19 protein-coding genes are annotated in these 24,266 nt (G+C 45.1%); 2 read left to right on the forward strand and 17 right to left on the reverse strand.

Annotation, left to right across the window (positions count from 1 at the left end):
• Positions 1 to 14 precede the first annotated feature (14 nt).
• From DDR33_RS11765 to DDR33_RS26980, 10 genes are all read right to left on the reverse strand, one after another.
• Positions 15 to 1,031, reverse strand: coding sequence for an AAA family ATPase (locus DDR33_RS11765; protein ID WP_109415995.1), 1,017 nt, complete (start codon positions 1,029 to 1,031; stop codon positions 15 to 17).
• Positions 1,024 to 1,656: a nicotinamide riboside transporter PnuC gene (gene pnuC, locus DDR33_RS11770; RefSeq protein ID WP_109415996.1), complete on the reverse strand. Its 633-nt coding sequence runs from the start codon at positions 1,654 to 1,656 to the stop codon at positions 1,024 to 1,026. Before pnuC ends, DDR33_RS11765 begins: the two co-directional genes overlap by 8 nt.
• A complete protein-coding gene (locus tag DDR33_RS11775; RefSeq protein WP_158280724.1) occupies positions 1,653 to 3,017 on the reverse strand; it encodes an AMP-binding protein in 1,365 nt (454 codons plus the stop codon). The genes pnuC and DDR33_RS11775 overlap by 4 nt, the downstream gene beginning before the upstream one ends.
• The gene (locus DDR33_RS11780) at positions 3,004 to 3,579 is read right to left on the reverse strand and encodes a hypothetical protein (RefSeq protein WP_109415998.1); all 576 of its coding nucleotides are present in this window, start codon (positions 3,577 to 3,579) and stop codon (positions 3,004 to 3,006) included. The genes DDR33_RS11775 and DDR33_RS11780 overlap by 14 nt, the downstream gene beginning before the upstream one ends.
• Complete coding sequence (locus DDR33_RS11785; protein WP_109415999.1) at positions 3,572 to 5,335, reverse strand: DUF58 domain-containing protein; 1,764 nt, start codon at positions 5,333 to 5,335, stop codon at positions 3,572 to 3,574. Before DDR33_RS11785 ends, DDR33_RS11780 begins: the two co-directional genes overlap by 8 nt.
• Positions 5,335 to 6,303 (reverse strand): hypothetical protein, encoded by a 969-nt coding sequence (locus DDR33_RS11790; RefSeq protein WP_109416000.1) that lies wholly within the window; start codon positions 6,301 to 6,303, stop codon positions 5,335 to 5,337. Before DDR33_RS11790 ends, DDR33_RS11785 begins: the two co-directional genes overlap by 1 nt.
• Positions 6,291 to 7,880: an AAA family ATPase gene (locus DDR33_RS11795; RefSeq protein ID WP_109416001.1), complete on the reverse strand. Its 1,590-nt coding sequence runs from the start codon at positions 7,878 to 7,880 to the stop codon at positions 6,291 to 6,293. Before DDR33_RS11795 ends, DDR33_RS11790 begins: the two co-directional genes overlap by 13 nt.
• A gap of 237 nt (positions 7,881 to 8,117) precedes the next feature.
• On the reverse strand, positions 8,118 to 9,380 hold the full coding sequence (locus DDR33_RS11800; RefSeq protein WP_109416002.1) for an efflux RND transporter periplasmic adaptor subunit: 1,263 nt from the start codon (positions 9,378 to 9,380) through the stop codon (positions 8,118 to 8,120).
• Positions 9,381 to 9,390: 10 nt separating this feature from the next.
• Positions 9,391 to 13,758: a CusA/CzcA family heavy metal efflux RND transporter gene (locus tag DDR33_RS11805; RefSeq protein WP_109416003.1), complete on the reverse strand. Its 4,368-nt coding sequence runs from the start codon at positions 13,756 to 13,758 to the stop codon at positions 9,391 to 9,393.
• Positions 13,759 to 14,023: 265 nt separating this feature from the next.
• Entirely contained in the window at positions 14,024 to 14,344 is a 321-nt protein-coding gene (locus tag DDR33_RS26980; RefSeq protein WP_394341113.1) for a DUF6660 family protein, read from the reverse strand.
• 339 nt (positions 14,345 to 14,683) lie between these two features.
• Between DDR33_RS26980 and DDR33_RS11810 the strand changes: the two genes are divergently transcribed.
• Positions 14,684 to 15,331: an LURP-one-related/scramblase family protein gene (locus DDR33_RS11810; protein WP_109416004.1), complete on the forward strand. Its 648-nt coding sequence runs from the start codon at positions 14,684 to 14,686 to the stop codon at positions 15,329 to 15,331.
• A gap of 38 nt (positions 15,332 to 15,369) precedes the next feature.
• Here the strand turns inward: DDR33_RS11810 and DDR33_RS11815 are convergent, their stop codons facing one another.
• The 3 genes from DDR33_RS11815 to DDR33_RS11825 form a co-directional block, all read right to left on the reverse strand.
• Entirely contained in the window at positions 15,370 to 16,290 is a 921-nt protein-coding gene (locus DDR33_RS11815) for a helix-turn-helix domain-containing protein (RefSeq protein WP_109416005.1), read from the reverse strand.
• A gap of 111 nt (positions 16,291 to 16,401) precedes the next feature.
• The gene (locus tag DDR33_RS11820) at positions 16,402 to 17,295 is read right to left on the reverse strand and encodes an SDR family oxidoreductase (RefSeq protein WP_109416006.1); all 894 of its coding nucleotides are present in this window, start codon (positions 17,293 to 17,295) and stop codon (positions 16,402 to 16,404) included.
• A gap of 176 nt (positions 17,296 to 17,471) precedes the next feature.
• A complete protein-coding gene (locus DDR33_RS11825; RefSeq protein WP_109416007.1) occupies positions 17,472 to 18,434 on the reverse strand; it encodes a helix-turn-helix transcriptional regulator in 963 nt (320 codons plus the stop codon).
• Between the two features lie 93 nt (positions 18,435 to 18,527).
• Here DDR33_RS11825 and DDR33_RS11830 point away from each other — a divergent pair, with 93 nt between their 5' ends.
• Entirely contained in the window at positions 18,528 to 19,760 is a 1,233-nt protein-coding gene (locus tag DDR33_RS11830; protein ID WP_109416008.1) for an MFS transporter, read from the forward strand.
• Between the two features lie 87 nt (positions 19,761 to 19,847).
• On the opposite strand, the gene DDR33_RS11835 is transcribed toward DDR33_RS11830, so the two are convergent.
• From DDR33_RS11835 to DDR33_RS11850, 4 genes are all read right to left on the reverse strand, one after another.
• The gene (locus DDR33_RS11835; RefSeq protein WP_109416009.1) at positions 19,848 to 20,756 is read right to left on the reverse strand and encodes an alpha/beta fold hydrolase; all 909 of its coding nucleotides are present in this window, start codon (positions 20,754 to 20,756) and stop codon (positions 19,848 to 19,850) included.
• A 171-nt stretch (positions 20,757 to 20,927) separates the two neighbouring features.
• Positions 20,928 to 21,776: a helix-turn-helix domain-containing protein gene (locus DDR33_RS11840; protein ID WP_109416010.1), complete on the reverse strand. Its 849-nt coding sequence runs from the start codon at positions 21,774 to 21,776 to the stop codon at positions 20,928 to 20,930.
• Positions 21,777 to 21,833: 57 nt separating this feature from the next.
• Positions 21,834 to 22,385 (reverse strand): HEAT repeat domain-containing protein, encoded by a 552-nt coding sequence (locus tag DDR33_RS11845; RefSeq protein WP_109416011.1) that lies wholly within the window; start codon positions 22,383 to 22,385, stop codon positions 21,834 to 21,836.
• 304 nt (positions 22,386 to 22,689) lie between these two features.
• Positions 22,690 to 24,261, reverse strand: a complete 1,572-nt coding sequence (locus DDR33_RS11850; RefSeq protein WP_109416012.1) for a RagB/SusD family nutrient uptake outer membrane protein — start codon at positions 24,259 to 24,261, stop codon at positions 22,690 to 22,692.
• Positions 24,262 to 24,266: the final 5 nt, after the last annotated feature.

Consider the following 24,266-nt stretch of genomic DNA (forward strand, 5'->3'; position numbering starts at 1 on the left):
GCGTAAATTCACTTTTAAGAACTGCCTGAAGCAGCATAAAGTTCAGAGTTATTTCGAGCCAGCAAGCCATCAATGCATCTGACGGCGTGTTCAAACCTTGCATTCCAACCTCCTCCTATCTCTATAAATTTCACACCTGCTTCCTTCAGGATCATTCTGTGTGAAATATCCAGCCCGTTACGGTCTTCAAGATTCATTCTTGTTCCGTCCTGGACAAATGGAACATCATTACTGAGGTATAAATAAAGTTGAGCCTTGTTGTCCTTCAAAACCGAATCATCCACATACAAATCCTTCTGAAAGACGAACCTGGAGTAAGATCTTATAATATGAATATCGGTATCTATGATGATCAGCGGATGATCGCCGCCTGCTGCATTATTTATTCTACAAGCGTGTTCTTTTGCAACTAAGATCAAGTCTTCATAACAAAATTCCTTTGAGTCAGGAATAAGCTCCCTTCCTGCTTCTGAAACCAAATTACATTGATAGTGAAGGGAAAGCCTTTCTGCGAGAGTAGATTTGCCGGTAGACTCAGTACCTAGTATCACTACTTTCAATGCGAAGAAATGTCTGGAAGCTTTTGCCAGGAACTCCCAGTTTTCAGATGGATTCGTTCTTATCTGCGACGCCGAGATAGGTATAAGCTTTCTTTCCCTGTCGAACAGAATATGCCGGATATTCATAAACGCCGCAACGTAATCACCGTAAGGCTCAGAGGTAACAACGAGACTGTAATCAGGAAAGATCTCTTTGAAACGAACAGACCAAAGCTGTGAGACGTGCTCTGAGGATTCCGAGGTATTCGGCAGTTCGCTTTCTTTGTAGTTCAATATATGTACATCCATATTGGGCACATCCTTGAAAGTACTTCCAATCCAGGCCTTTCTTATTGTACCCTCCACCTTTTCCTTATCACTACAGCATACTAATACAGAAAGAAAATCACATTTTGTCAAGGCGAAACGAATAAGTGCTTCGTGCCCTTTGTGAAAAGGAAGAAATTTTCCGAAAACAAATGCTTTAATCATTACTTACCTGTTTTTTCCAATACAGGAGTCCATAAATTGCCATTCCCAAAAATACAAGGTATTCCAACGCTAAGAAATAAATTCCTTTAACGGAATAAAGTACCACACAAATCAGGTCTATAGCAATCCAGAAATACCAATTATCCAGCCTTTTGCGCGACAAGAGCAGGGTTGCGGCGATGCTTCCAACCATAACCAGGGAATCAACATACGGAAATGCGGCTGGCATCTTAAAGTGCTGAGGCATATAAACGTGCAGATTTTGCACCATAAAGCCTGCCGGCAGCGACAACAGCAGAATGAGGAATATTGTTATAACAAGAGACTTCCTGCGCAGAGTAGTGATTCTGCTTTCTGTTGTTTTTGAGTTCCAGTGAAACCAACCATATAATGTTACTATAAAAAAGTAAACCTGCAGAAACATATCGGCATATAGCTGAACCTGGAAAAAGAGAATGAACAGAAAAAGCTCGTTGATGACCCCTGAGGGCCAGGTTAGGATGTTCGCTTTCGATGCATAAAATACAGATAGCAACCCGAAAAGAGTGCCTATTAACTCTACGTAGCTAAGCGGATAATTCCAAATGTTAAAGGCAATACTTTCAATATCAAAAAAAACACTCATCGGGATCCTAAACTTGAAAAATCACTGGTATAGGCGACAACCTTTTCTGAAAGATCACTTCCTGCACTATTCAATTTTATACTTATTTGAACCTGGCCGAATATATCCAGTAAATCAGATGAGATCTGCCCGCAAACATCTTCATTTGTCCAACCTTCGAACTGAAGCGAGAGGTTTTCAGACTGATGCAGTCTGAATCCGGAGAGCGGATAGCTGGTCATTTTTCTTGAGATGTCAATAGTGTTGACCACCGCCCCTTCCAAAGAATAGAAGATTGTTAGTTTGCGTGCTCCCAGGTCTTCTAAATAAGGTACTCCGTCTTCAATTTTCAGGCAGCAGAAATCTCCGGTCCGGTATCTTATTAGCGGAAGAAAGGGATTGTTTCCTCCGCTAACCACCAGTTCTCCCCTTTCACCGTAAGGCAAGGGTTCATCCTTTTCAGGATGGAATATCTCCAGGTAAAGCTCCGGGCGAATAGCCCGGTATTTATTACCGACGGAAACTGCAATATTACGGCATTCAGTTAAGGAATAAACATCAAGAACCGGAGCATTAAAATAACCTTCCAGCTTTTCTTTTATCCCATCATTTAATTTCATAGCGGATGAGATCAATGCTTTAGGAGAGATCCCAGGCTTAAGTTTTAGAAGTGCCATAAAAGCAAAGGGATCGCCCGTTAAAACTTCAGGGTTGTATTTTTCCAGATATTTGACAGGGTGAGAAGGATCCTTCCATTCTGCAGTGTTAAGATTCAGTTTCAAAATACCCGCCCCATTCAGGTAAGTGGATAATGAAGCGTAGGTTAGGGTTGTTGCCTGAGAACAGATAAGTGCTATAGCTACTTTCCGTCCCTGCTCTCCGATAAATACACCGTACTCGTCCAAGATACTCTGCATTTGAGGGAGCCAACACGCCTGTGAAACGGGATCAAAAAGAACATCCAGAGGAGCTCCGGTAGTTCCTGAAGTTTGATATACCAGAAGGTCATTTAACTTTGCTTTTTCCGACACAAACAACCAGGGCTGCCTCCTGATATCCTCCCGGGTAATGCATGGCTGTGAGCGAAACTCCCCTGACCGGTATTTATAGAAAGGAACCTCTGCTGTACAGGATTCCCAATACTCCTCAAGCCAGTCAGGCTGCTGGTTTTCATCCCAGAACCTGCGTGCCGCCCTGATGTTCAATGCATACTGTTCTACTTCCTGAAGATGATGAGCGGTTATGCGGTCGCCACTCATAAAGTTGAAGTTAGGAGCCCATTCATCCTGTCTCAGCTCATGCAGCAAAGAGATGTCATTCAAAAGCGGAAATCTCTCTGTATCGCTCAACCCTATCCGCGGGCCTTTATTATTCTCTTCCATAAACATTCGCTGCTTCACGTGCTTTCTGCTCAGCCATTTTTCGACGGATCTCCACCATTCGCTCAAAAGCATCGGAAGATTCTTTTAAAACCTGCTGGCGCTTGATGGTACTTAAGGCATCCAGCCGGTCTGCTGCTTCAATTTCAGATTCTCCGTCCGGCAAAATACCACAACAATCCAACGCTGCACGGACAAACTCTTCGTTACGGTCTTCATCCTCAATCCACTGTCCCGTATCAACATAGTCTGCTAGTTCAGGTAATTTCCTCAACATAAAAGTCGTGATACCTGCAAGTAATCCCGGCTGCCTGTGAAAAGCCTCATAGGAGAAAAACCAACAGGAAACTTGAATGGCAGTACGCGACTTCTCCTCCAGCTTACTCAGTATCTCCTTATCAGGGATCGCATTCTCTTCTAAAAGTAAATCACCCGAAACCAGCCGGAAACAATCTGCAACTAAAGCATAAGTATGAATACTCCCATGCTGGAACTGTGAAGTTCCAGCAAAAAACACTTCAGGACAGCTCCTAAGGTGGGATAAAAGGGAATAAAGATCAACCATGGCCCTGATTTTTGATCTGCTTTGAATGGTAATTGGCAGCTGAAAAGCTACGTGCGAAATCCAGCAACTCTTTTTCGTTAGTTACATAATAAATCTCCCAGCCCATTTGCACCAAACGCTTTACTTCGTTACGGTGCCAATCAGGCCGGGAATGCAGAACCAGTGTCCCATGCCCACCGGCGTTTTTTAGAGACTGTTCAATGATATCCCAATTACTTTCCCCTGTTTTTGTTTCGGCAGAAAGCATACTGAAAATATCGTCATCAGTTACGACAATAACATGGGATTTGTCTTTCACCGGAAACCCGAAAGGCGTTTTAAGGCGAGGTATTCCATAGGCATACCCTGTTCCAAGATATGAGGTAAGAACAGTAAGCACCTCTTTTTCAGATGTACTATACCCCTCACTCTCCAGAAAACTACCCGGTTCGCCGGAAAGGCAGGCCATCACTTTTGCCCCGGCTCTTAAAGCCGAGAGCCCGATAATGGCAGCTGCCAGCACAGGCCAGGAAAAAGTAAATCTGGGATTGCCCATGGATCCTGAACAATCTACACCAATATACACATTCAGGGGACTTGAGACACTTGAGCTATCATTATCCGGGCCATAAACTCTCTTAACAGTACTGTATCCCGGAATAAACTCGGGAGATTGAACAGCTGATTCCAGCCAGTCTATTTCATCAGGGGAATCTCCGAAATCCCAATTACCTGTCCCCTCAGGGAGATTATAGGATACCGGATTGATTTGCTCTACCGGAAAATCAACCAGATGAGGGAGTGCAATTTCCCGGTAATAATTATTTAACAGCTCCTGCTCATCCAATACAGGATTAATTTTTCTGAGAAGGTCAATATAAACACCAGGTTCCAGGTATCGCTGTTGAGGACCGGTTCCTCCCCGTTCTGATATTCCTATACCATTTGCTGGAATTTTATCTTCACCCCTGATCCCCAAGGCCTCTCTTCGGGGATCTACATTTCCCTTGACGGCTTCATCGTCGATTTCTGTAATTCCCGCAATTATACTGCCATTTAAACCGGCGGCTTCTGCATCCAGATAGATCAACATAGACAATCTTGCCTTCTGATATTCTTCATCTTCCAGGATATAGGGGAATAATAAAGCAGTAAAACGACCGGCTCCATCGAGCCAGTTCCGGGAGTAGCTTCTTATCAGCGAGGCAAGCAGTGACGCATCGGCGTCGATAGATGGACTTTGAAAATGGGAGGATCCCGTCAGCATTCCACGGCTGAGTCTCCACAAATACTCATAGGTGCGCATCAGCAATGTCCAAAGCTTCGAAAATTCGATGCCTTTATTCACCTTCTGATATACGACCGCCATATCCAGGCCTTTGGACCTCTGAAGCATATCGTTGATCAGGAAGTCGGAATATATATTGGCCACAAAAGCAGTCCGGTTTTCTATACCCGCCAGTCCCCATTGAATGCGCGACAGTAGGATTGCATTATCATGAAGATTGGCGGGAGTGTAAATATGATGACCAATTTCATGTGCCAGTACCTGCAGTGCACATCCGCCTACGTCAAGCTTTAATACTTCTTCCAGATCAATCACGATCCGGTGATCAGATAAACGTATCATGGCAAAACTACCTGTTAGGCCTTCTTTTCTTGCTTCCGATGAACTAAGGCACCAAACAGGCTCCCTAAGTTTTACAAAAGGGCTCCAGGTTGTGCGGGCCTTATCCCACTTGGATTGCCAGTTCTGCTTAAGAATCTCTGCTGTCATCAGTTAATCTCAGGATAATTATAAATAAATAAGTAATGGGACGAACTTCTGGTAATAACAACGCTTGAATTGAGGGTTACACAGGATGTCATGTCGTCAAAACACAAACGAATGTTCAAATCCTTTTCGGTGAATGGCTTTGCAGGCAGAACTGAGGCGGAAGTTGTTACCCTTTCGGTCGCTAGCGGAACATCCCTGATCAAAACAGTTCCCAGTGCATCGGCAAAAAGGGCACAGCAGGTATTTCCGTCTGAAGCCACGATCCGGCCATTTAAACCGGCAACTAAAGGAGGACGGGTAAATGCATTTCCATAACCGTGAAAACCACCTGCCACTCCTTGAAATTTAAATTTCGCCGCGTCAGTCCAGGGGTGATTTAAAAGATCATCGGGAGAAGCTGGAAGCTTCTCACTCTTCATGACAGTCTTTATTTCTTCGGCAAGCCCAGGGTATATCATAATCGCCTTTTCACGAAGATGAGACATCCCGCACAGCCATGCTGTTATCCGTCCGCAATTTAAAAACTCAACTGTAGTTTTACAGTAAATCGCGGTTTGGCCCATTAATCGGATCCAGTCTCCCACCCTTCCTGGCTGGTACTGCCTCAGAGAGAGTAAAGCCGAATTCAGGGCATTGATCATCCTCTGAGGTTGCTTTGCAATCAACCCGGGAACCAGGCCGCAGAGTGACCAGGCCTCCTCGTACTGCCGTTCATAAGTTAAAGAAAGGTTACCTGTGAGCAAAGACAACAAGCTGACGTAAAAAGACTTAAACACAACAGGAAGAGATTCGGGAGAAACCTCAGCAGCAGCAGCAACGATTGGTTCTACCACCCGGACAATCCATCTAGATAACAGAACGGGATCCATCTTTCCCGACTTCAACTCCTGCTGATAATACAATTGATTATACTCAGCGGCGTTTTCCCTAAGATATTCAACAAGCGGAGGAAATGTTATTTTTTCCATTGCAGCCAGCGTTTGTAGTTACTGTATCGCTGATAGTAATATTTCAGTTTAAGAATGTCGTCGGCACGGTATCCATATAGTTTTTTCTCCTGCGACCATTTATACAACTGTCTTTCAATATCCTGGAGGCGCTGTTCAACCTCCCTCAGCGTGACATTTTCAAGGCCTTGTTTAAAGTGTACATCAAACTTATCCATCGGATCATTCCGGTCGAGATCCATACTCAGGTACTCCTGGCAGGAGATATCGAATATCTTCCGGAGCCAGACAATTTTGTCTACCCGGTACTTTTCATTACCCGGCTGATCGAAAAAGGGAGATTCCAGATGAGGAGAGAAAGTGTCATGCAGTACAAAAGGTAAGATCTGCCGGATATCTTCCAGTTCCACCTGCTTATTGCCCCGGAAATAGGCCAACGCTTTGGAGAAGATCAGAAGAGTGGTGATTTTGCGCACGGAAACACCATTCAGAGTTTGAGAGCCCAAATCTTTCACCTGGTCTTTTCCTGTCTCCTGCCGGAACAATGTTTTGAAATCCATCGCGGAAAGCTTCACAGTGTCCTTCGTCATATATTCGAGCCTGTCAGAAGCGGGCTCAAAGAACTCAAACTGCCGGCAGAAAAATTCAATCCGTTTACGCAACTCATCGGAAATCCGGATAGCCCTTAGCTCTTTATTGATCTGGTTTAATTCCTCCTCCGAAAAGATGATCTCCTCAGGGATCATTGACTCAGGCTTAAAATTAAGTTCTATCCGTTTAAGCAGGTCGTCAATGAAACGTGTATTGAAATGAAAAGCCCGGATAACAATATCAATCCTGTCTTTCAAGGCCTCGATTACCTGGTAAGTTCCTCCTCCCGCATCATCATTTGCTGTAAGATACCATGCCGAAGGGGGACATTCAAAGATCTGGTCGAATATTTCAGCATAATTGTCGGAAAGAACTGTCAGTAAAGCCGATTGAGTTCTTGTGGGAATACGGTTATATTCATCAATGATTTTCACATTCATGCCCAGCCATTTTCTCCAGGCGATACGGATGTCGGAGGTTTTTTCTGCCTTTACCATGTCCGCCGGCAGAGGATGCCCTAAAAGATCTGCTATTGTCATTTGCGGCTGACCATGCTGAATAGCACGCATTACATCAGTTTTTGTATATCCGGCCAGCAAACCCATCAATACACAGGTTGCTGTCTTTCCCCTTCCCGGACCACCTACTATGAGGCATTTGCCTCTTACTATTAAATTTAAAAGCGGAACCAGCACAAAGCTGGAATAACTTTGCCCTTTAGGTAAGCTTAGTTGTACCTTGCTATCTCCGAAGCTAAACTGCCTGGGGTCTCCTTCATCGTACTCTATATCGTAAAAAGGACTGATAATGGCGGTATTGCTTATCCAAAAGTAAGCTTGCCGCAGCTTCTCATCCAGTACTGTTCCTGTGTGTTCCTCAGCATAGCCCTCCTCTCCGGAATATAGATCCTGAATATCGAAACGTTCCGGAGCCGGGGTTTCCTGCGGGTTCGTTGGAGCAGAGGGGACCTTTTGAAAGATCCCTAATGTTTTATTTAGAAAGTCCATATCCGTGTTAAGATGTCATTTGCTCATGAAACGAATGACTATTGCAAACCTTTACTTAAGGGCTGCGATAAGTCACCAGTAGAGCCGGCAGGCAATTTAGTAATTTGATACTTAAATTGCTTATTTATCAGGATGCCCTTCAACATCATTTAAATTCTGCGACAAAGCGCAAATCTATCTTTACTCCGCAGGTTTTCTTTTGTAAACCTAACTCTAGTGATCAACAAATACGGGGGTCTAATGGCCCTCGTGTTCTTCACTGTTCTTTAATTTTGACAAGAGGTCGTAGGTTCCTTTCAAAACTATTGTTCCCTTGTAATCTCTGCCTGCGGGAAGATCCACCTGCACCAGCTCTCCGTCCGCGTTCCCGGTTGTCACCGCAACCATCTCGAAGTAGAACATTTTTTCTTCTCCGGCAGAAGGCTCTGCTTTTTCAGCAGTTTCTTTATCGTCATCACCATCCCGGTGTGTTCCGTTTTCGTGTTCCGGAGCGTCCGTTGCTACAAAAATGTATTTCTTACCCTGAAAATCCGTTACTGCGCTTTGAGGCAGGGTTAATGCGCGGATTTCGCCAGTTTCAATGAATGCCTTCAGGTAAGTGTTTGGAATGAATGAGTTGCCTCCATCGGCAATAGCGTGTACAGTTATGGTCTTATCCGGTCTGATTTCACGTCCTGCCAGTTGAATCCTGGCATAGCGTTCAGTCGTCTCTCCAGCCAGTGTAAACCGAACGCGCTGTCCCGGTTTCACGAGTTCCGCATCCTTTTCAAAAACATTCAATTCAACATGGAGGTCGGATCCATCTACGATTTCAAACATCACATCGTTGGGATTGACAAACTTTCCTGCATTTACATTCACTTTCGTCACATAACCGGTTGCAGGAGAATAAATATTAATCCAGCTGCGAATACCGGAAGCGGTGAGCGACGAAGCCTGAATATTGATCAGTTTCAATCGCTGACGCAACGCACTTTCTCTGGCCTGAGCGATCTGGTATTGGGACTTTGCCTGCTGTAATGTCTTTTGGGAGTTCACATTCTGGCTAGCGAGGGTCTGTTGCCGCTGGTATTCTGCTTCTGTAAGAGACAGCTGGCTTTTGCTCTCCAGGTAATCCTGCTGAAGCTGCACATAATCCTGGTTCTCCAGAACAGCAATTACCTGTCCTTTTCTGACAGAGCTTCCCTGCAGCAAGGGGGTTGATTTTACAATCCCTCCCATTTGTGTGGTAATACTTATCAAGCCCTGAGGCGGCACGTCGATATAACCTGTCACTTTAAGCTGGCCGCTGATCGCTTTCATTTCAGCGGAGCCCAGCACAATACCGATTGATTGATACTGGGCCTTTGTAATTTCAGCGACATTTTCGTTCTCAGTATGATTTTCTTCTGCAGCTGTCTCCCCGGAGTCAGCAGTATTCCTGTTTCCGCAAGCCTGCAGGAAGAGCACTAAGATCAATACAGCTGCAAGTGTTAAACGTTCATTAATTTTCTTCTTCATTGTGTTTTCATTATATACCAGCCAGATACTTGATCCGGTAAACTGATTGATTGTATTGATTGACAGCCTGTAAATAACCGAAACGGATCTCTGAGGAGGTCCTCAGGGCCTGCAGATACTCTACATAGCCAATCTCTCCGTTCATGAAAGCGACCTGGGCCTGTTTCAATATCAGGGAAGCGTTCGGCAGAGCATTCTTTTCATAATAGCTGATGCTTTGCGAATTTTTCAATACTTCCTGATATGCCTGTGAATATTCGCCCTGCAGATTGGTTTGCATCAATCCGAGCTGACTCCTGGCAATATCCCTCTCAATATTTGCTGCCCGGATCCTGGATGCAAATGGCTTGAAAAATAATGGGATAGCAATGCCTGCCTGTACTCCCTGAAACCGCTTGCCTGCTCCGAAATAAACTTCCTGGCCATCGATACTTTGAGTACCTATAATAGATTGATTGAAATACCCCACGCTGAAGTCGGGTGCAGCAAGCGAACGTTCGAGCCGCATGGCATTATCTGCAATCTTCACCAATTCCTGTTGCTGAACAAGCAGAGGATTACTCAAAACAACGCTGTCCGTTAGTACCTGTACATCCCTTTCAGCTTTAAACTCCCCACCGGCCGGGAGGATGTCTTCTGTTGTGTTCAGCAATCTCCGAAGCTCTGCCTGCCACGAGCGTATATCAGCCTGGTTCTTGACGAGTTGGTTTCCGATTTCATTGCGCTGTGTTTCAGCAGTTGTAGCCTCCAGCAGATTAGACTCGCCTGTTTGATAGCGGAGCCTGGCAGCTTTCTGAAAGCTCGCATAAATTGAGTCCTGCTGCTGATAGAACGAGAGGAGAGCACGATAGTAAGACAGTTGAGTATACGCCTGACGTACCTGGTACGTTAGCTCATTCCGGCTTACTGCTAATCCGGCTTTAGCCTCTGCAACTTCTGCTTCAGCTAGTTTGCTCCTGCTGCTGAATACTCCCGGATAGGGAATGGATTGTGATATCGTGATGCTATTATCCCGCTTGCGGCTGTTAAACTGGCCGTACTGGAGGTCTACATTCGTCTTGCCTAAATCCATCGCTGTTCCTTTAAGTACCTGGCGGCGATTGATCTCCAGCGTAGAAGACCGGATTGTCTGGTTGTTCTGTAAAGCGCGCTCCACAGCCTGTTCCATCGTCAGGGTTCTGCCCGCCTCCTGTGCTTTGATTTGAGCAGGGGACAACAAAAGGACAGCAATAATAAGCGTGGCAATTGTACCTCCCGCTTTTCCCCCCTTCCAGCCTTCGAAGTAGGTGTAAAGAACCGGCAATACAATGAGTGTAAGAATGGTGGAAGTGATCAGTCCCCCGATGACTACTGTAGCAAGCGGCCTTTGAACTTCAGCACCTGCCGCCGTTGAAATTGCCATCGGCAAAAAGCCCAGGGAAGCCACCATGGCAGTCATCAGCACAGGCCGTAACCGCACCTCTGTTCCTTTCAGTACGATTTCCCGGATGGAATATTTGCCCTCTTTCTTCAGGCGGTTAAATTCGGTGATCAGCACAATTCCGTTTAACACCGCTACGCCGAACAAGGCGATAAATCCAACGCCCGCCGAAATGCTGAAAGGCATTCCCCGTAAAAGGAGCGCGAAAACACCTCCGATAGCCGCCATTGGAATTGCGGTGAAAATCAACAGTGACTGTTTAACCGACCCGAAGGTAAAGTAAAGCAGCGTCAGGATCAGCGCCAGGGCAACCGGCACCGCCATTGATAGCCTCGAAGTTGCCGCTTTCAGGTTCTCAAACTGGCCCCCGTAGGTTACATAGTAGCCGGCAGGTAGTTTGATCTGGTTATTAATTTTGCCCTGGATCTCGTCTACAACACTCTGAATATCCCTGTCTCGAACGTTTAGCCCTACAATAATCCTGCGTTTGGTGTCTTCACGCTGGATCTGGTTCGGTCCAAGCTTAAAACTGACCTCAGCCAACTGCTCGAGGGGAACCTGCACTCCCGAGGGGGAGGATATAAAAATATTCTTAACATCATCTATGCTGCGGCGATTTTGCTGAGAAAGACGAACCACCATGTCATAACGCTGCTCTCCTTCATATACCAATCCTGCTGACTGACCGGCGAAAGCTGCGTTAACTGCCTGGTTCACACTTTCCACGCTCAGGCCATACTGCGCGATCTGGTCGCGGTTGATATGTACCACGATCTGAGGAAGGCCTTCAGCCTGCTCCAGGTATAGATCTTTCGCTCCCTGCACGCCAGATACGATCTTTCCCACCTTCTGTGACAGCTCTGTAAGTTTTTCCAGATCGTCTCCGAATATTTTAATCCCAATATCCTGCCTGACACCCGAAATGAGTTCATTGGAACGCAGCTGGATGGGCTGTGAAAAACCAAAACTTACACCGGGTACCTGCTTCAGGGCTACGCTCATTTTTTCCGCAAGTTCTTCTCTGGAGCTTGCAGATGTCCATTCACTTTTATCCTTCAAAAGAATGGTAAGGTCGCAGGCCTCCATAGGCATAGGGTCGGTAGGGATTTCAGCGGCTCCTATCTTACCTACAACTTCTTTTACTTCTGGAAATTGTTTTACCAGAATCACCGAAGCCTGATTAACCTTGTCTACAGTTTGCGACAGTGAACTGCCGGTAAGAAGACGTGTTTCAACGGCAAAATCTCCTTCCTCCAGCGTAGGAATAAACTCGCCTCCCATGCGGGTGAAGACGAAGAGACTTACAACAAGCAGAACCAGGGCAGATACAGTTACCAGCGCCCTTTTTTTAAGAGCAGTGGTAATAAACGGATAATACTTCCGGTGCAGAAAGCTCATCATCCGGTCAGAGAAGTTCTTTTTATGCTCTGTATTCTTACTTAGAACAATAGAAGAAATCATTGGCACATAGGTCATAGAAAGCAGAAATGCACCCAGGATAGCAAACGAAACTGTTTGCGCCATTGGGCCGAACATCTTTCCCTCAATCCCCACAAGGGCCAGGATGGGCAGATACACGATCAGGATAATGATTTCCCCAAATGCTGCGGCAGACCGGATCTTGACGGCAGATTCATAAACCTCTTCATCCATCTCCTTCTGTGTCAGCCTGCCACCATTTCTCAATCCAAGATGGTGCATGGAGGCTTCTACAATGATCACGGCACCATCGACTATCAAACCAAAGTCTATCGCCCCCAGGCTCATCAGATTACCGGAGACGCCAAACACATTCATCATCCCGATAGCAAATAACATCGCCAGCGGAATGACAGATGCCACCACCAGGCCAGCCCGCAGATTGCCCAGGAAAAGTACCAGTACGAAAATTACGATCAGTGCACCTTCGATCAGATTTTTAGCGACGGTTCCGATGGCACGATCGACCAGTGCACTTCTGTCGAGAAAAGCCTCTACCGTGACTCCCTCAGGCAATGTCTTGCTTATCCGTGAGATCCGGGACTTGACTTCCTTCACTACCTGGTTGGCATTAGCTCCCTTGAGCATCATCACGATGCCCCCTACTGCTTCACCATCACTCTCCCTGGTGGCCCTTGTCAGCGCTCCATACCGGATAGAGCTGCCGATGGTGACAACAGCAACATCCCGGATCAGTACCGGAGTGCCGGCAGCACCGGTTTTAATAACGATCTTACCGATATCATCTAAATTTCCAACCAGCCCTTCGGTACGGATAAAATAAGCATTTGGCTTTTTATCGATATAAGCACCACCTGCATTGCGGTTGTTGCTTTGGAGTGCGTTGAATACATCGGTAATACTAAGGTCGTAGCTGCGCAATTTATCGGGATCGAGGCTGATCTCATATTGCTTCAAAAGTCCGCCGAAACTGTTTACCTCGGCAACACCGCGGGTACCCAGCAACTGCCTTCTTACAATCCAGTCCTGTATACTCCGTAGTTCACGTGCGCCATATTTTTCCTCATAACCGGGTTTTGCGTGTACTACATACTGGTAGATTTCACCCAGCCCTGTCGATATCGGAGATATCTCAGGATTGCCCAGATCTTCCGGAATATTGTTTTTAGCCTCCGCAAGCTTCTCATTCACCTGCTGCCGGGCCCAGTAAATATCTGCGTTATCTTCGAAAACGATCGTGACAACAGAAAGTCCGAACCTGGATATAGAACGAACCTGTTCGATTTTCGGAATGGTGGACATCACCTGTTCGACAGGGAATGAAATGAGCCGCTCCACTTCCTGGGCGGCGAGAGACGGAGATAATGTAATTACCTGTACCTGATTGTTGGTAATATCAGGGACTGCGTCTATCGGCAGTTTTCGCAGGGAGTAAATCCCCCATACGATCAGGCCAACAGTAAACAGGCCGATAATCAACTTGTTATCTATGGAAAATTTAATGATTTTATTTAGCATATTGCTTTACTTGAAATGTGGAATTGGATGCTGAAGCACTCCAAAAACAGCTGCTACAATCAGTATACTCAGGACTACTACATCAACCTTGTCATTAACCCGTCCGGAATGACCGGAGTCACAGGTCTCCTGGAGTAGATACTGGTTTTGCTGAACGCATGATACATGTGCTTTACGGGACGTCCTTTTTGGGAGAACATACCCCAAAAGCATCAATGAATTAGAAGGGAAATAGCATCGCCAGACGGGCTGACACTATTAAAGATCAGGCCTTAAGCTTAGGCGGCTGCCAGATCGAAATGGAAATTCCGAGATATTCGGATGAGATATACTTCTTGTATACACGGGGAAAATTTGCCAGTTTGACTACCAGACCTGCCGGTGGATACATGATTACCGGTGTTGCACAGCAATGGCATTGGCAAAACGGGCTGCATTGGTCTGCCGCCTTGTGTGGCTCGTCTTCTGAGTGCGACGCCTCCGAAGCAGATATATGGGAATAAGACGCTGACGGAGCTTTGTCTCCACATGGTATTACTACCTGGATAAAAACAATAAGACTACAAATCAGCGAAATTATTCTCATTTTTTGCAATTATACAATAATCCACTTATTATTCAATGAGCCCAGTCTGGTTTTAAGCTAAACAGATAAGACAAAGTTATCATCTGGTAGTGTGCAACTCAATTGCAAAGTATATGTAATCGAATCAGTCAGTTTCTAACTTCCTATCTCTGTCTATTACAGGGTTCCTGACTCCCACTCTTATTCTTGCCGTATTCCCTTCTATTGATTTTACATACCCGAATGGATAGCTTGTATCAAAGGAGTTATAGCAGGTAATAGAACAAAGACGTTGTGAGCGATTATTCTGTTTCTCTTCAGGAATGAATTAATACTATATTTGGCGCAAAAAAACAGAGAATGACTGAAGAAAACCAAATCTTACATCAGCAAAATACTTCCCGTATTGAACTAACAAAGCTTGAATTCCCTATCTCCTTTCAGTTCAGGATAGGAACCTTTGCCAATGATTTTATTGCAAAGGATGCTTCCGGCCGGACAATCGCTTATGTGCGGCAGAAGATGTTCAAACTCAAAGAAGCCATCATGATCTATTCCGATGAGAGCAAGACGGAGCTGCTTTATCAGATCAAAGCGGATCGCTGGATAGATTTCAATGCGAACTATGCCTTTTCTGATAGCAAAGGTGCAATGATCGGCAGCGTAGGCCGTAAGGGGATGAAATCCATCTGGAAGGCGAGCTACCAGATCTTCGACTCAGGAAAAAATCTTGATTTTAATATCCGTGAAGAAAACCCCTGGGCGAAAGTTTTCGATTCCCTGCTGTCCGAAGTTCCCCTGGTCGGGTTGTTTACCGGTTACTTGTTTCATCCCAGATATGCCGTTACAAATGCTCATGGAGCAGCTATTGCGTGCTTATCAAAAGAATCATCATTCTTCGGAAGAAAATTCAGAGTGGACAAACTGGCTGACATAGATTCGCGCGACGGCGAGCGCATCCTGCTTGGATTGATGATGATGATCTTACTGGAGCGGCGGAGAGGATAAAATTTCATTAAGCAATAGATCACCAAAGGGAAACTCAGTTAACGAGAAGTAAACGACTGGCGAAACTGAACCGGCGACAAATTAGTTTTCGCTTTGAACAGTTTACTGAAAGACTGCGAGTGCTCGAAGCCTAACTCAAACGCAATCTCGCTGACTGAAAGACCGGTGACAGATAGTTTTTCTTTGGCCTTTGCAATCAGTTTCTCATGAATGTGCTGCTGTGTATTCAAGCCCGTGGTAATTTTCAACAATGAACTCAGATAATCTGGAGACAGGTTTAGCTGTTCAGCTAAATAGTTTACCGTAGGAAGGCCTTGTCGATTCAAAGTGCCATTGAAGTGATTATCCAGCAGTTTTTCCAGCTTATCCACGACCTGATGATTCGCAATCCTGCGTGTCAGAAACTGCCGGTGGTAAAACCGGTCGGCATAGTTCAGCAACACCTCTATCTGCGACGCGATGATCTGCTGACTGAACCGGTCAATATTAGCCCTGTATTCACGGCTGATATGCGCCACAACATCCAGCATGACAGCTTCCTCCTGCTCTGATAAAAACAAAGCTTCCCTCGTAGAATAACCGAAGTACTCATAATTACTGATAGCTTTGGAGAGAGGGAGATTCCAGAAAAAGTCCGGATGGATCAGTAACATCCATCCGGACCTGTCTGGCGCATCCTGAGTGATTTCTATCCGGATCAATTGACCAGGCGCGATAAAAAACATCGTACCCCCGTCAAAATCATAATACTGCTGACCATAGCGGAATTTGCCCCCCATGTTCTTTTTTAAGGCAATCATATAAAAATCAAAGCCCCAACTGACGGCCGTGATTTCTGAAGAATGCCTGATTTCTCTGTAGTCGATCAAACTGACCAGCGGATGGGCGGGCTGAGACAGTCCCCGGGTCCTGTGATACTCGGTGATTGTTTTTACCCGCTGAATTGGATTATTATTCATATTGCCGGCTTGTTACCCAGATGAATTGGATCTTTGCTGTTCATACAAATATACGCACGGAGCAATGCATTTGACAGCATATGGATATCAATACCATATAGTGTTATAAGATTAACTTTTAAAATAAACCGTTTCAATATCCCGGATAAGATCCGGACCCGCCGGCTGCCAACCCAATACCCGCTGTGTCTCTTCGCTGGAGGCCTGTACATCCATAGCCGCAAAGTGAGCGAAAGATCCAAAATGACGTGCTGCTTCTTCTTTAGTTTTACCGGTCACTGGAATATTCAATCCCCGGCCAATGGCAGCGGTAATTTCCTGAAAAGCAATCCCCTGCTCGGCTGACGCATGGTATCGGATACCTGCCGTAACCGCTTTTTCTAAGGCCAGCCGGTAAAGTCTGGCAGCATCCAGACGATGTACTGCGGGCCAGTAGTTTGGAGATTCATCCTGATAAACAGAAATCCCTTTCTGTCGTGCGATACCGATAAGCATCGGGACAAAACCGTGATCGCCCTCTCCGTGTACGGTAGGGGCAAGACGCACTACCGATATATTCACACCCCGTGCTGCCACTGCGTCGGCTGCCTGTTCGGTTGCGATCCGCGGATTTGGCCCCGCAACTGCCTGATCGCTCTCGTAAACTACACGACCGCGGGGTAACAATCCCAAAGCAGAAGTTATTACCATGGGCCGCCCGTCACCGGCAAATACGTCGCCGAAAGCTTCAATAATGCGGCGATCATTTTCGCAGCTTTCTTGAAGAACGGTAAAATCATCATGGTTAAAAGCTGTATGAACAAGCCCGTCAGCCTGCTCTGCTCCTTTGCGCAAGCTGTTCAAATCAGTCAAATCTCCGAAACAGGCCTCCGCTCCCAGTGCTTTAATAGCCTTTTCACCTTCTTTCGAGCGAACCAATCCTAAAACCTGATGGCCTGCATGCAATAATTCATTAACAAGGGCCGAACCGATAAACCCGGTAGCACCAGTTACAAATACTTTCATAAAATACGATCGAATTAAATAAGCTGAATATTCATTTGTAAATCATCATGATATTCATGATTTCCTGTATTACAAAGATCTTATCAAGTTTTCTAAAGCTTGTAGCTAAAACCCTGATTGTTGTAGCTAATACCGTGCAGGATATACCCTGGTACGGGTTTATCCTGCAGATTACCTCAGCGATCCATGCTATATTGTTTGGGCTTCATTCCTGTATGTTCCCGAAACACCCTGGTAAAGTGGCTTAGGTTGGTAAAGCCCAGTTGGTACCCTACTTCAGAAACGGATAACTGTTCTTCTTTCAGCAGACGGGCAGCCTCTTTCATTCTGAACGTCTGATAATAACTGAAGATACTGTTGCCAAATATCTGTCTGAATAAACGTTTAAGCTTAGTGGGGCTCATGCCAGCGTTAACGGCTAATGTATTGATCGACGGCGGGATTTCAAGATGTTCAAGAATCTGCTCCTTTACCTGATAAATAACTTGTATATCAAGGCTATTTAAAGAATATACTTGTTTTTCCTGCCGCTTTTCCAGTTCCATTAATAACCGGCAAACGAGTTCCTCTGCTTTAATCCTCAGAAAGAACAATTTGAAAGTCCCGCTGGCCGATTCAGTCAGGATTTCGTTTGCAATTTTTTGTAAAGAAGGAAAAACCAGTTGTTCAAACAGCAGAGGCTGTGCGTTTTGTAATAAGCTATGCAAAACCGTGGATTCTGTCAAAGAATCAAACAGCCTGTTAAGATAGGCGGCGTCCACTTCTATATTTATAGTAGCCGTATTGGTATGGATGGCAATGATATCATCGGTATTCACACGACTGGTTCCTATCAAAACAGAAGGCGTCCCCGTTGACTGGCTCGCCACTGGTGGGGATATTTTTTTAGGGAAGATATTCTGAAACTTAAAAAACAGGTATCTTCTGGCTGTATCCATATCAGGATTCTTTACCTCTAAATCCTTATTCAGCTCATAGTTGGAAATGAGCATCCGGATATGCTCACTAAAAACAAATCCGGCACAATAGCCAGTCCCAAAGCCTTCCGGTATCTCTAATCTCCGGTCGTTTATTTCTGTCCCTAACAGATTCGAAAGCGAATATAAAATTCCCGGAACTGTGCGATCGGCCTTCTCCATAAAAGTCTTTCACGACTAATTTTCAGTCTAATCTAACTATTTTACTTTAAAAATGACAGGCAATTTTGCATCATCACTTAACAATAATAAAACATGTTACTCAAGTATAAAAAAACAACAGGAGATTCAACCGAAATAAATCCTCATAAAAATTCATTGTGGATCATTATCGGAATTATCGCCCTTAACTCCATTGGAATGTCAGTAGTATTGCCACTTCTCCCCTTCCTGGTAGGCAAATATCTGGGTCCCGGCCAGGTTGTCGTAGGCATGAGTGCTCTCTTATCCGTATACGCAGGCTGTACCTTTTTTGCCGCACCGGTTCTGGGAGCATTAAGTGACAGATATGGAAGGAAGCGTATCCTGATTATCAGTTTGTCGGGATCTGCCATTGGATATATCCTGTTTGCAGCAGGAGGTTCTCTATGGATGCTTTTTCTCGGGCGTATTATTGACGGACTTACAGCTGGAAATATCAGCACCTTGCTTGCCTGTATATCGGATAGTACTGAGTCAAAAGAACGCACGAAATGGTTTGGCTATATGGGCGCTACCATGGGGATAGGAAAGATCGGCGGGCCAGCCCTGGGTGGGCTGCTGGGAAGTATCTCTATATCCCTGCCTTTCTATGTTACTTCGGCCTTCATATTGATCTCCGGATTAGCTGTATATTTCCTGCTTCCTGAGTCTTTGCCGCCTGAAAAGAGGATCAAACGACTGACTTTAGAAAGCGTCAACACCTTTTCTCATTTTAAAGATGTATTCATTCTGAAGAATGTCAGATTACTGCTTGTACCTGGTTTGTTTTTCTATGCAGGCATGGGTATTTTTCAGTTCAATTTTACTGTCTTTCTGAAAGATATTTATGAATGGGGACCGGAACCGGTTGGAATGTTGCTTACAGCAATTGGGGTGTGCGAAATAGTTACACGGGCATTGCTGCTCCCCCGCTTACTGAGACGTATGAATGAAAAAAGGATAGGAATAACCGGTCTGTTTAATCTTTGTATTGGCTTGGGCTTAATAGCGGCAAGCACAGGCATTCATTCTATTGTTATGATCATACTTGCCATCCTGTTTATCATTTCCGGGGAAGGTTTATTTGAGACTTCTTACAATGGTAAACTATCGCAATCAGTCAGCGAGAGCGAACAGGGCAAGTTACAGGGTGTGAATCAAAGCCTGCAGTCGGCGAACAATGTGCTTATTCCGCTGGCTGCAGCTGCCATTTATGTCCACAGCCCGGGGATCTTATATGCAACAGCAGCATTGATTATATTTGTGGGAGTTATGATATACACATATAGTGCCGATACCAACAGGTAAATGATGTGCCAATAAAACAGTGAAGGGAATAGATGCAAACCAATGGTCTGTCTATTCCCTTCAGGATTATGCTATAAAAGTATAATCTTACGATCTGGCAAATTTCTCAAGCTCGGTGTTAAACTTATCCATCTCTTCCAGAAACAGAGCGTGTCCGCTGTTCTCAAATTTAACAATATAAGAGTTTTTAATGCCTTTATGTAATTGTTCGGCGAAAACAAAATCACACAGTTTATCTTTCGTACCATGAAATATCGCTACCGGAACTTTTATCCTGGCGAGTACCGGGCGCAGGTCTAAATCACGTAATGCGGTAATAGATTGCGTAGTAGCGTAAGGAGATGCATCGGCGTTGATACTGGCAAGCCAGTTTGATGCAGGAGCAGAAAGACTGGTCTCTGTAGCGCCGAAGCCCTTGCCAAAATCCTCTATTAGTTGTTGCCTGTTAGTTTTGGTGGTCTGAATCAACCCGGCTGCAGCCTCTTCTGAGATGCCGTAAGGATAATCTTTGCGTTGCTTCCACGATGGTGCCGCAGCTGCAAATAATGCAAGCTTACTGATATGAGCGCCGTTATATTTGGCCATGTAATGGGTAACTACTGCCCCACCCATCGAAAAACCACCCAACACTGCATTCTCTATTCCCAGTTTCTCCAGGACCACTTTGATGTCATCCGAGAAAACATCAAAGTCATACTTACCATAAGGTCTGTCGGATTTCCCGAAACCTCTTAACGATATGCCTATTACCCTAAAGCCTTTTTGAACCAGGTATTGGTACTGGTACTCATACATAGCGTTATTGAGCGGCCAGCCGTGAATAAGCACAATGGGCTGCCCTTCACCGAGGTCTATAACATGAAGTTTTACATTCTTTTCAACCTCAATATATTCGGCCCTTCCGGCTGAGGCGGGAGTTCTTTTTACCTGGGCAAAGATTAACTGGTTTAATGACAACGCGATTAGCAGACTGATTGTTGAGATGATTGTTTTCATTGTTTTAGTGTTTGGATTATGATCTGTTTGTATTACTATTGGATTAACAATACAAAGGTGAGCAAAACCACATGCCCGGAGAATGGACAAAAGGAGGAGTGTCTTGCATATTTTTCCCGGCTTCAGAAAGTTGCGCCAGGTATGAGATAAAATCAGTTAACCTATCGTTTCCTAAACCAGGTATTTAGTCCGGAACCCTGACGGAGAGTCACCTGTCTTAATGAAAAATAAACGGCTGAAATAAGCAGGGTCATCATAACCCAACTCGTAGGCGATTTCCTTGGCCGTCATGGCTGTATGTACCAAAAGCCGCTTAGCTTCCAGAATAATCCGGTTTTTGATGACTTCATTTGGCTGCGGCAGATTCATCCGCTTAAATTTGTGCGTAAGCGTTTTAGGGGCAACCAGCATCAGATCAGCATAATCGGCAACGGTATGCTTTTGTTTATAATATGCCTCAACTAATTGCGTAAACCGGCGGAAGGACTCGGGGTCATTATTCTGGTCAGCAAGTACACCGTCCAGGTGCTGCTGTTTCCAAAGCCTCGTGGATTTAATGAGCAACTGCTTCAGATAAGTGCGAAGCATTTCTTCCTGTGACGAGTCTTTCAGTTTAAATTCGCTTTCGATTTGTGTAAAAAGATAGTTGATGAAAGCCGCCTCCTGCTCAGGTACAGCAGTCATGGGCATATTGTGGATGTTATTATACAATAAACCGTCGCAGGCCACTTCTTCGTCGTGAATCTGGATGCAATAAAAATCACGATTATAGAATATAAAAGAGCCGGATTCGGCACATAGGTTTTCAATGCGAAGCACCTGGTTTGGACTGACGAAGAAGAGAGCCGGCCCTTCTGTATGGTAAACGCTGAAGTCTACTTTTATCTTACACCCTTTTGGCAGATACATAATCTTAATATACGACTTATAGGTGTCAGAATTTATCATCTCAAGGCTATCGTTACTGACTGGCATTAAACCTATAGTCTTCAGGCTGACGTCAAAGATATTGTTCATCATCAAACAGCTTTTTTGATTTCGTCGGTGATTTTCATAGTACTAAAATAATCAAATCTTTCAATGGATGTACTTCTTTGGCGGATAGACGAAGTTTTGCATTCCGGCGGATAATACGCATTTTGCAATGCTCCTCAGCTCCTTACCGGCCTCGTTCTCCAAAAATTCTTCCAGCAAAGATTTTGACTCTTCGACCGGAAACTGAACTAGCGCTGAAAGAACGAGGTATTTAATGTCAAAGTCCTCGTTCTCCAATAGATATTTAAACAATGGCAACAGCTCGGCTGAAGGGTAATGCGCGGCTATCAGAACGCTCCAGTAACGAACGCTATATTCATTGCTTAGTAATGCTTGTTTTAAGTGAGGGATCACATCTTCCGGCGGAAATTGCAAAATCACCTCTTCAACTAACTGATAAATACCTGATCCGTTAATGGATCCAAAGGAATTTAAAAACAGGGGTACACAGTTTTTATTCTTATTAGCAATAAAAAAACATCTGACCTCATCGTATACGCCTGCCAGGTCTGAAGACAGGTATTCATCAACCGGCATCGGTTGATGACTTCTTAAGAAAGCAAGAGCTTCTTCCTCTGTTAAATTTGTTGTCATTTAAACACCCGGCTGTCAGCGACAAGAATTGAACAGTTTAAATTCTCATGTATTCAACGCAAACCGGAAAGGCTCTATCCAATTTTTGCATTTTCTGCTGCAACAGCATTTCGGTGATAATGTAGTGATAAGAGTAATTGATCTGCTCAAAAAATGACGAATGAGAGTTTTGTATAGACAAACGAAACTTCATGACATTTTTATGACCGTAATTAGATAGAGTTGAAAGCCTGGTTAAAAGAAGCCGCCTCACACTTCAGTTGTGAGACGGCTTTCCCGGTATTAATGAATAATCGCCGTCTTCTTATTGATATCCGTTATTTTGAGTTAAAGACGGGTTGCGCTGTAATTCATCTAAAGATACCGGCCATACAAGATCCGTTTCCTTAAATACAGCACCAGAACCATTAGTAGCTCCAATTAAGTTTTGATAGGTTACGGAGCCTTTGACGGTAGCAGAGATCACCGGGAATTTACCGGTACGGAGGCAGTCATCCCACATCTTGAATTCCAGCGGCAGTTCGCGGAGACGCTCCGTCCATACCTCTTCAACGAAGGCATTTGCGGTCATCCCCTGAAGCTCCGTTGTAAATTGAGCTATCGTTTTCCCGCTGGTGTTAGCACGGGCTTTGATCTGTGCCAGATAACCGGCAGCCTCAGAAGTTACAGAACCGGCAGATCTGACGGTGGCTTCGGCAGCGATCAGAAGTGCTTCTGCGTAGCGGTAAAAATTCCAGTCTTTGGTACCTCTTCCGCTGTTTAACAAGGCATCCTCGTCGTAGAAATACCACACCCCGGCGACGTCAGAAGTCCATTTCCTCCCATTATTTGGATTAGTATATTCCCAATGAAAGAACTGGTTGGCCTGAATGCGCAGATCGTCAGCAGTATACACATTCAGGAAGCGATTGGTAGGCCCGTATACTCTTTCAAAAATCGAGTAGGTGGTGAACACAGAGGTGGCAGAAGAACTAAACGCATAAGTAGGCCACCAGCTGCTGTTGCTGATAGTGCCATCATACTCATAAGCATAAATAACCTCCGGAAGGTCATCTGTTTTCCGCAATTTATTGTAAGCGCTGCTCATAGCCAGGTCATCGTTCGGGGTAAGACTATGAGGTGAGTTCACCACAATCCTGGCGTAGGTTGCTGCATCTGCAAACTTTCCCTGCTGCAGGTACACGTTAGCCAGGGCCATTGCAGCTGCAAACTTTGTTATGCGATGGCCACTAGCTGCGAAGGTTACTGCAGGCAGTACCTCTGCAGCCTCCTTCAGATCTGCCTCCATTAAAGCATAAATCTCCGGAACGTCTGTACGCGGCAGATAGATATTTTCGAGACTTTCGTAAGGGGCTGTCGATAAGGGGACCGCACCAAACGTTTTTACCAGGTAGAAATAATTAAATGCCCTGAAAAATCGAGCTTCAGCCACAAGCCGCTTTTGCAGATTTGCGTCATTCATTGAAATCCGGGGAATATACTGAATAGCGCCATTAGCCACGTTGATCGCCTGGTAGCACTCGTTCCAGATGGTGTTCATGGTGTTCGACACGATACGGGTATTCTGCTGACGGGTAAGCTGCCGGGCGTATAAGGTTACCAGCTCCTGCCCTTCGTAGGAGTTGGTAAAATATCCCGTCAGCATGGTATTGATGGAGGCCGTAGGACCAATGTAAGCACTGGGAGCCGAGGCATATCTTACCGGCGCTCCCATCCGGTACAGCGTATTGACGTTTTCCTGCGCCTGCGCTTCATTCTGATAATATACTCCTGATGTTACCTTGTTTCTGGGTTCCTCATCAAGAAATCCTTTGCAGGAACTTAGCGCTGTCATCCATCCAAGAATCAAAACAATTATTATATTTTTAGTTTTCATAACCT

It is taken from the genome of Pararcticibacter amylolyticus, from assembly GCF_003130405.1.
GTDB lineage: Bacteria > Bacteroidota > Bacteroidia > Sphingobacteriales > Sphingobacteriaceae > Arcticibacter > Arcticibacter amylolyticus.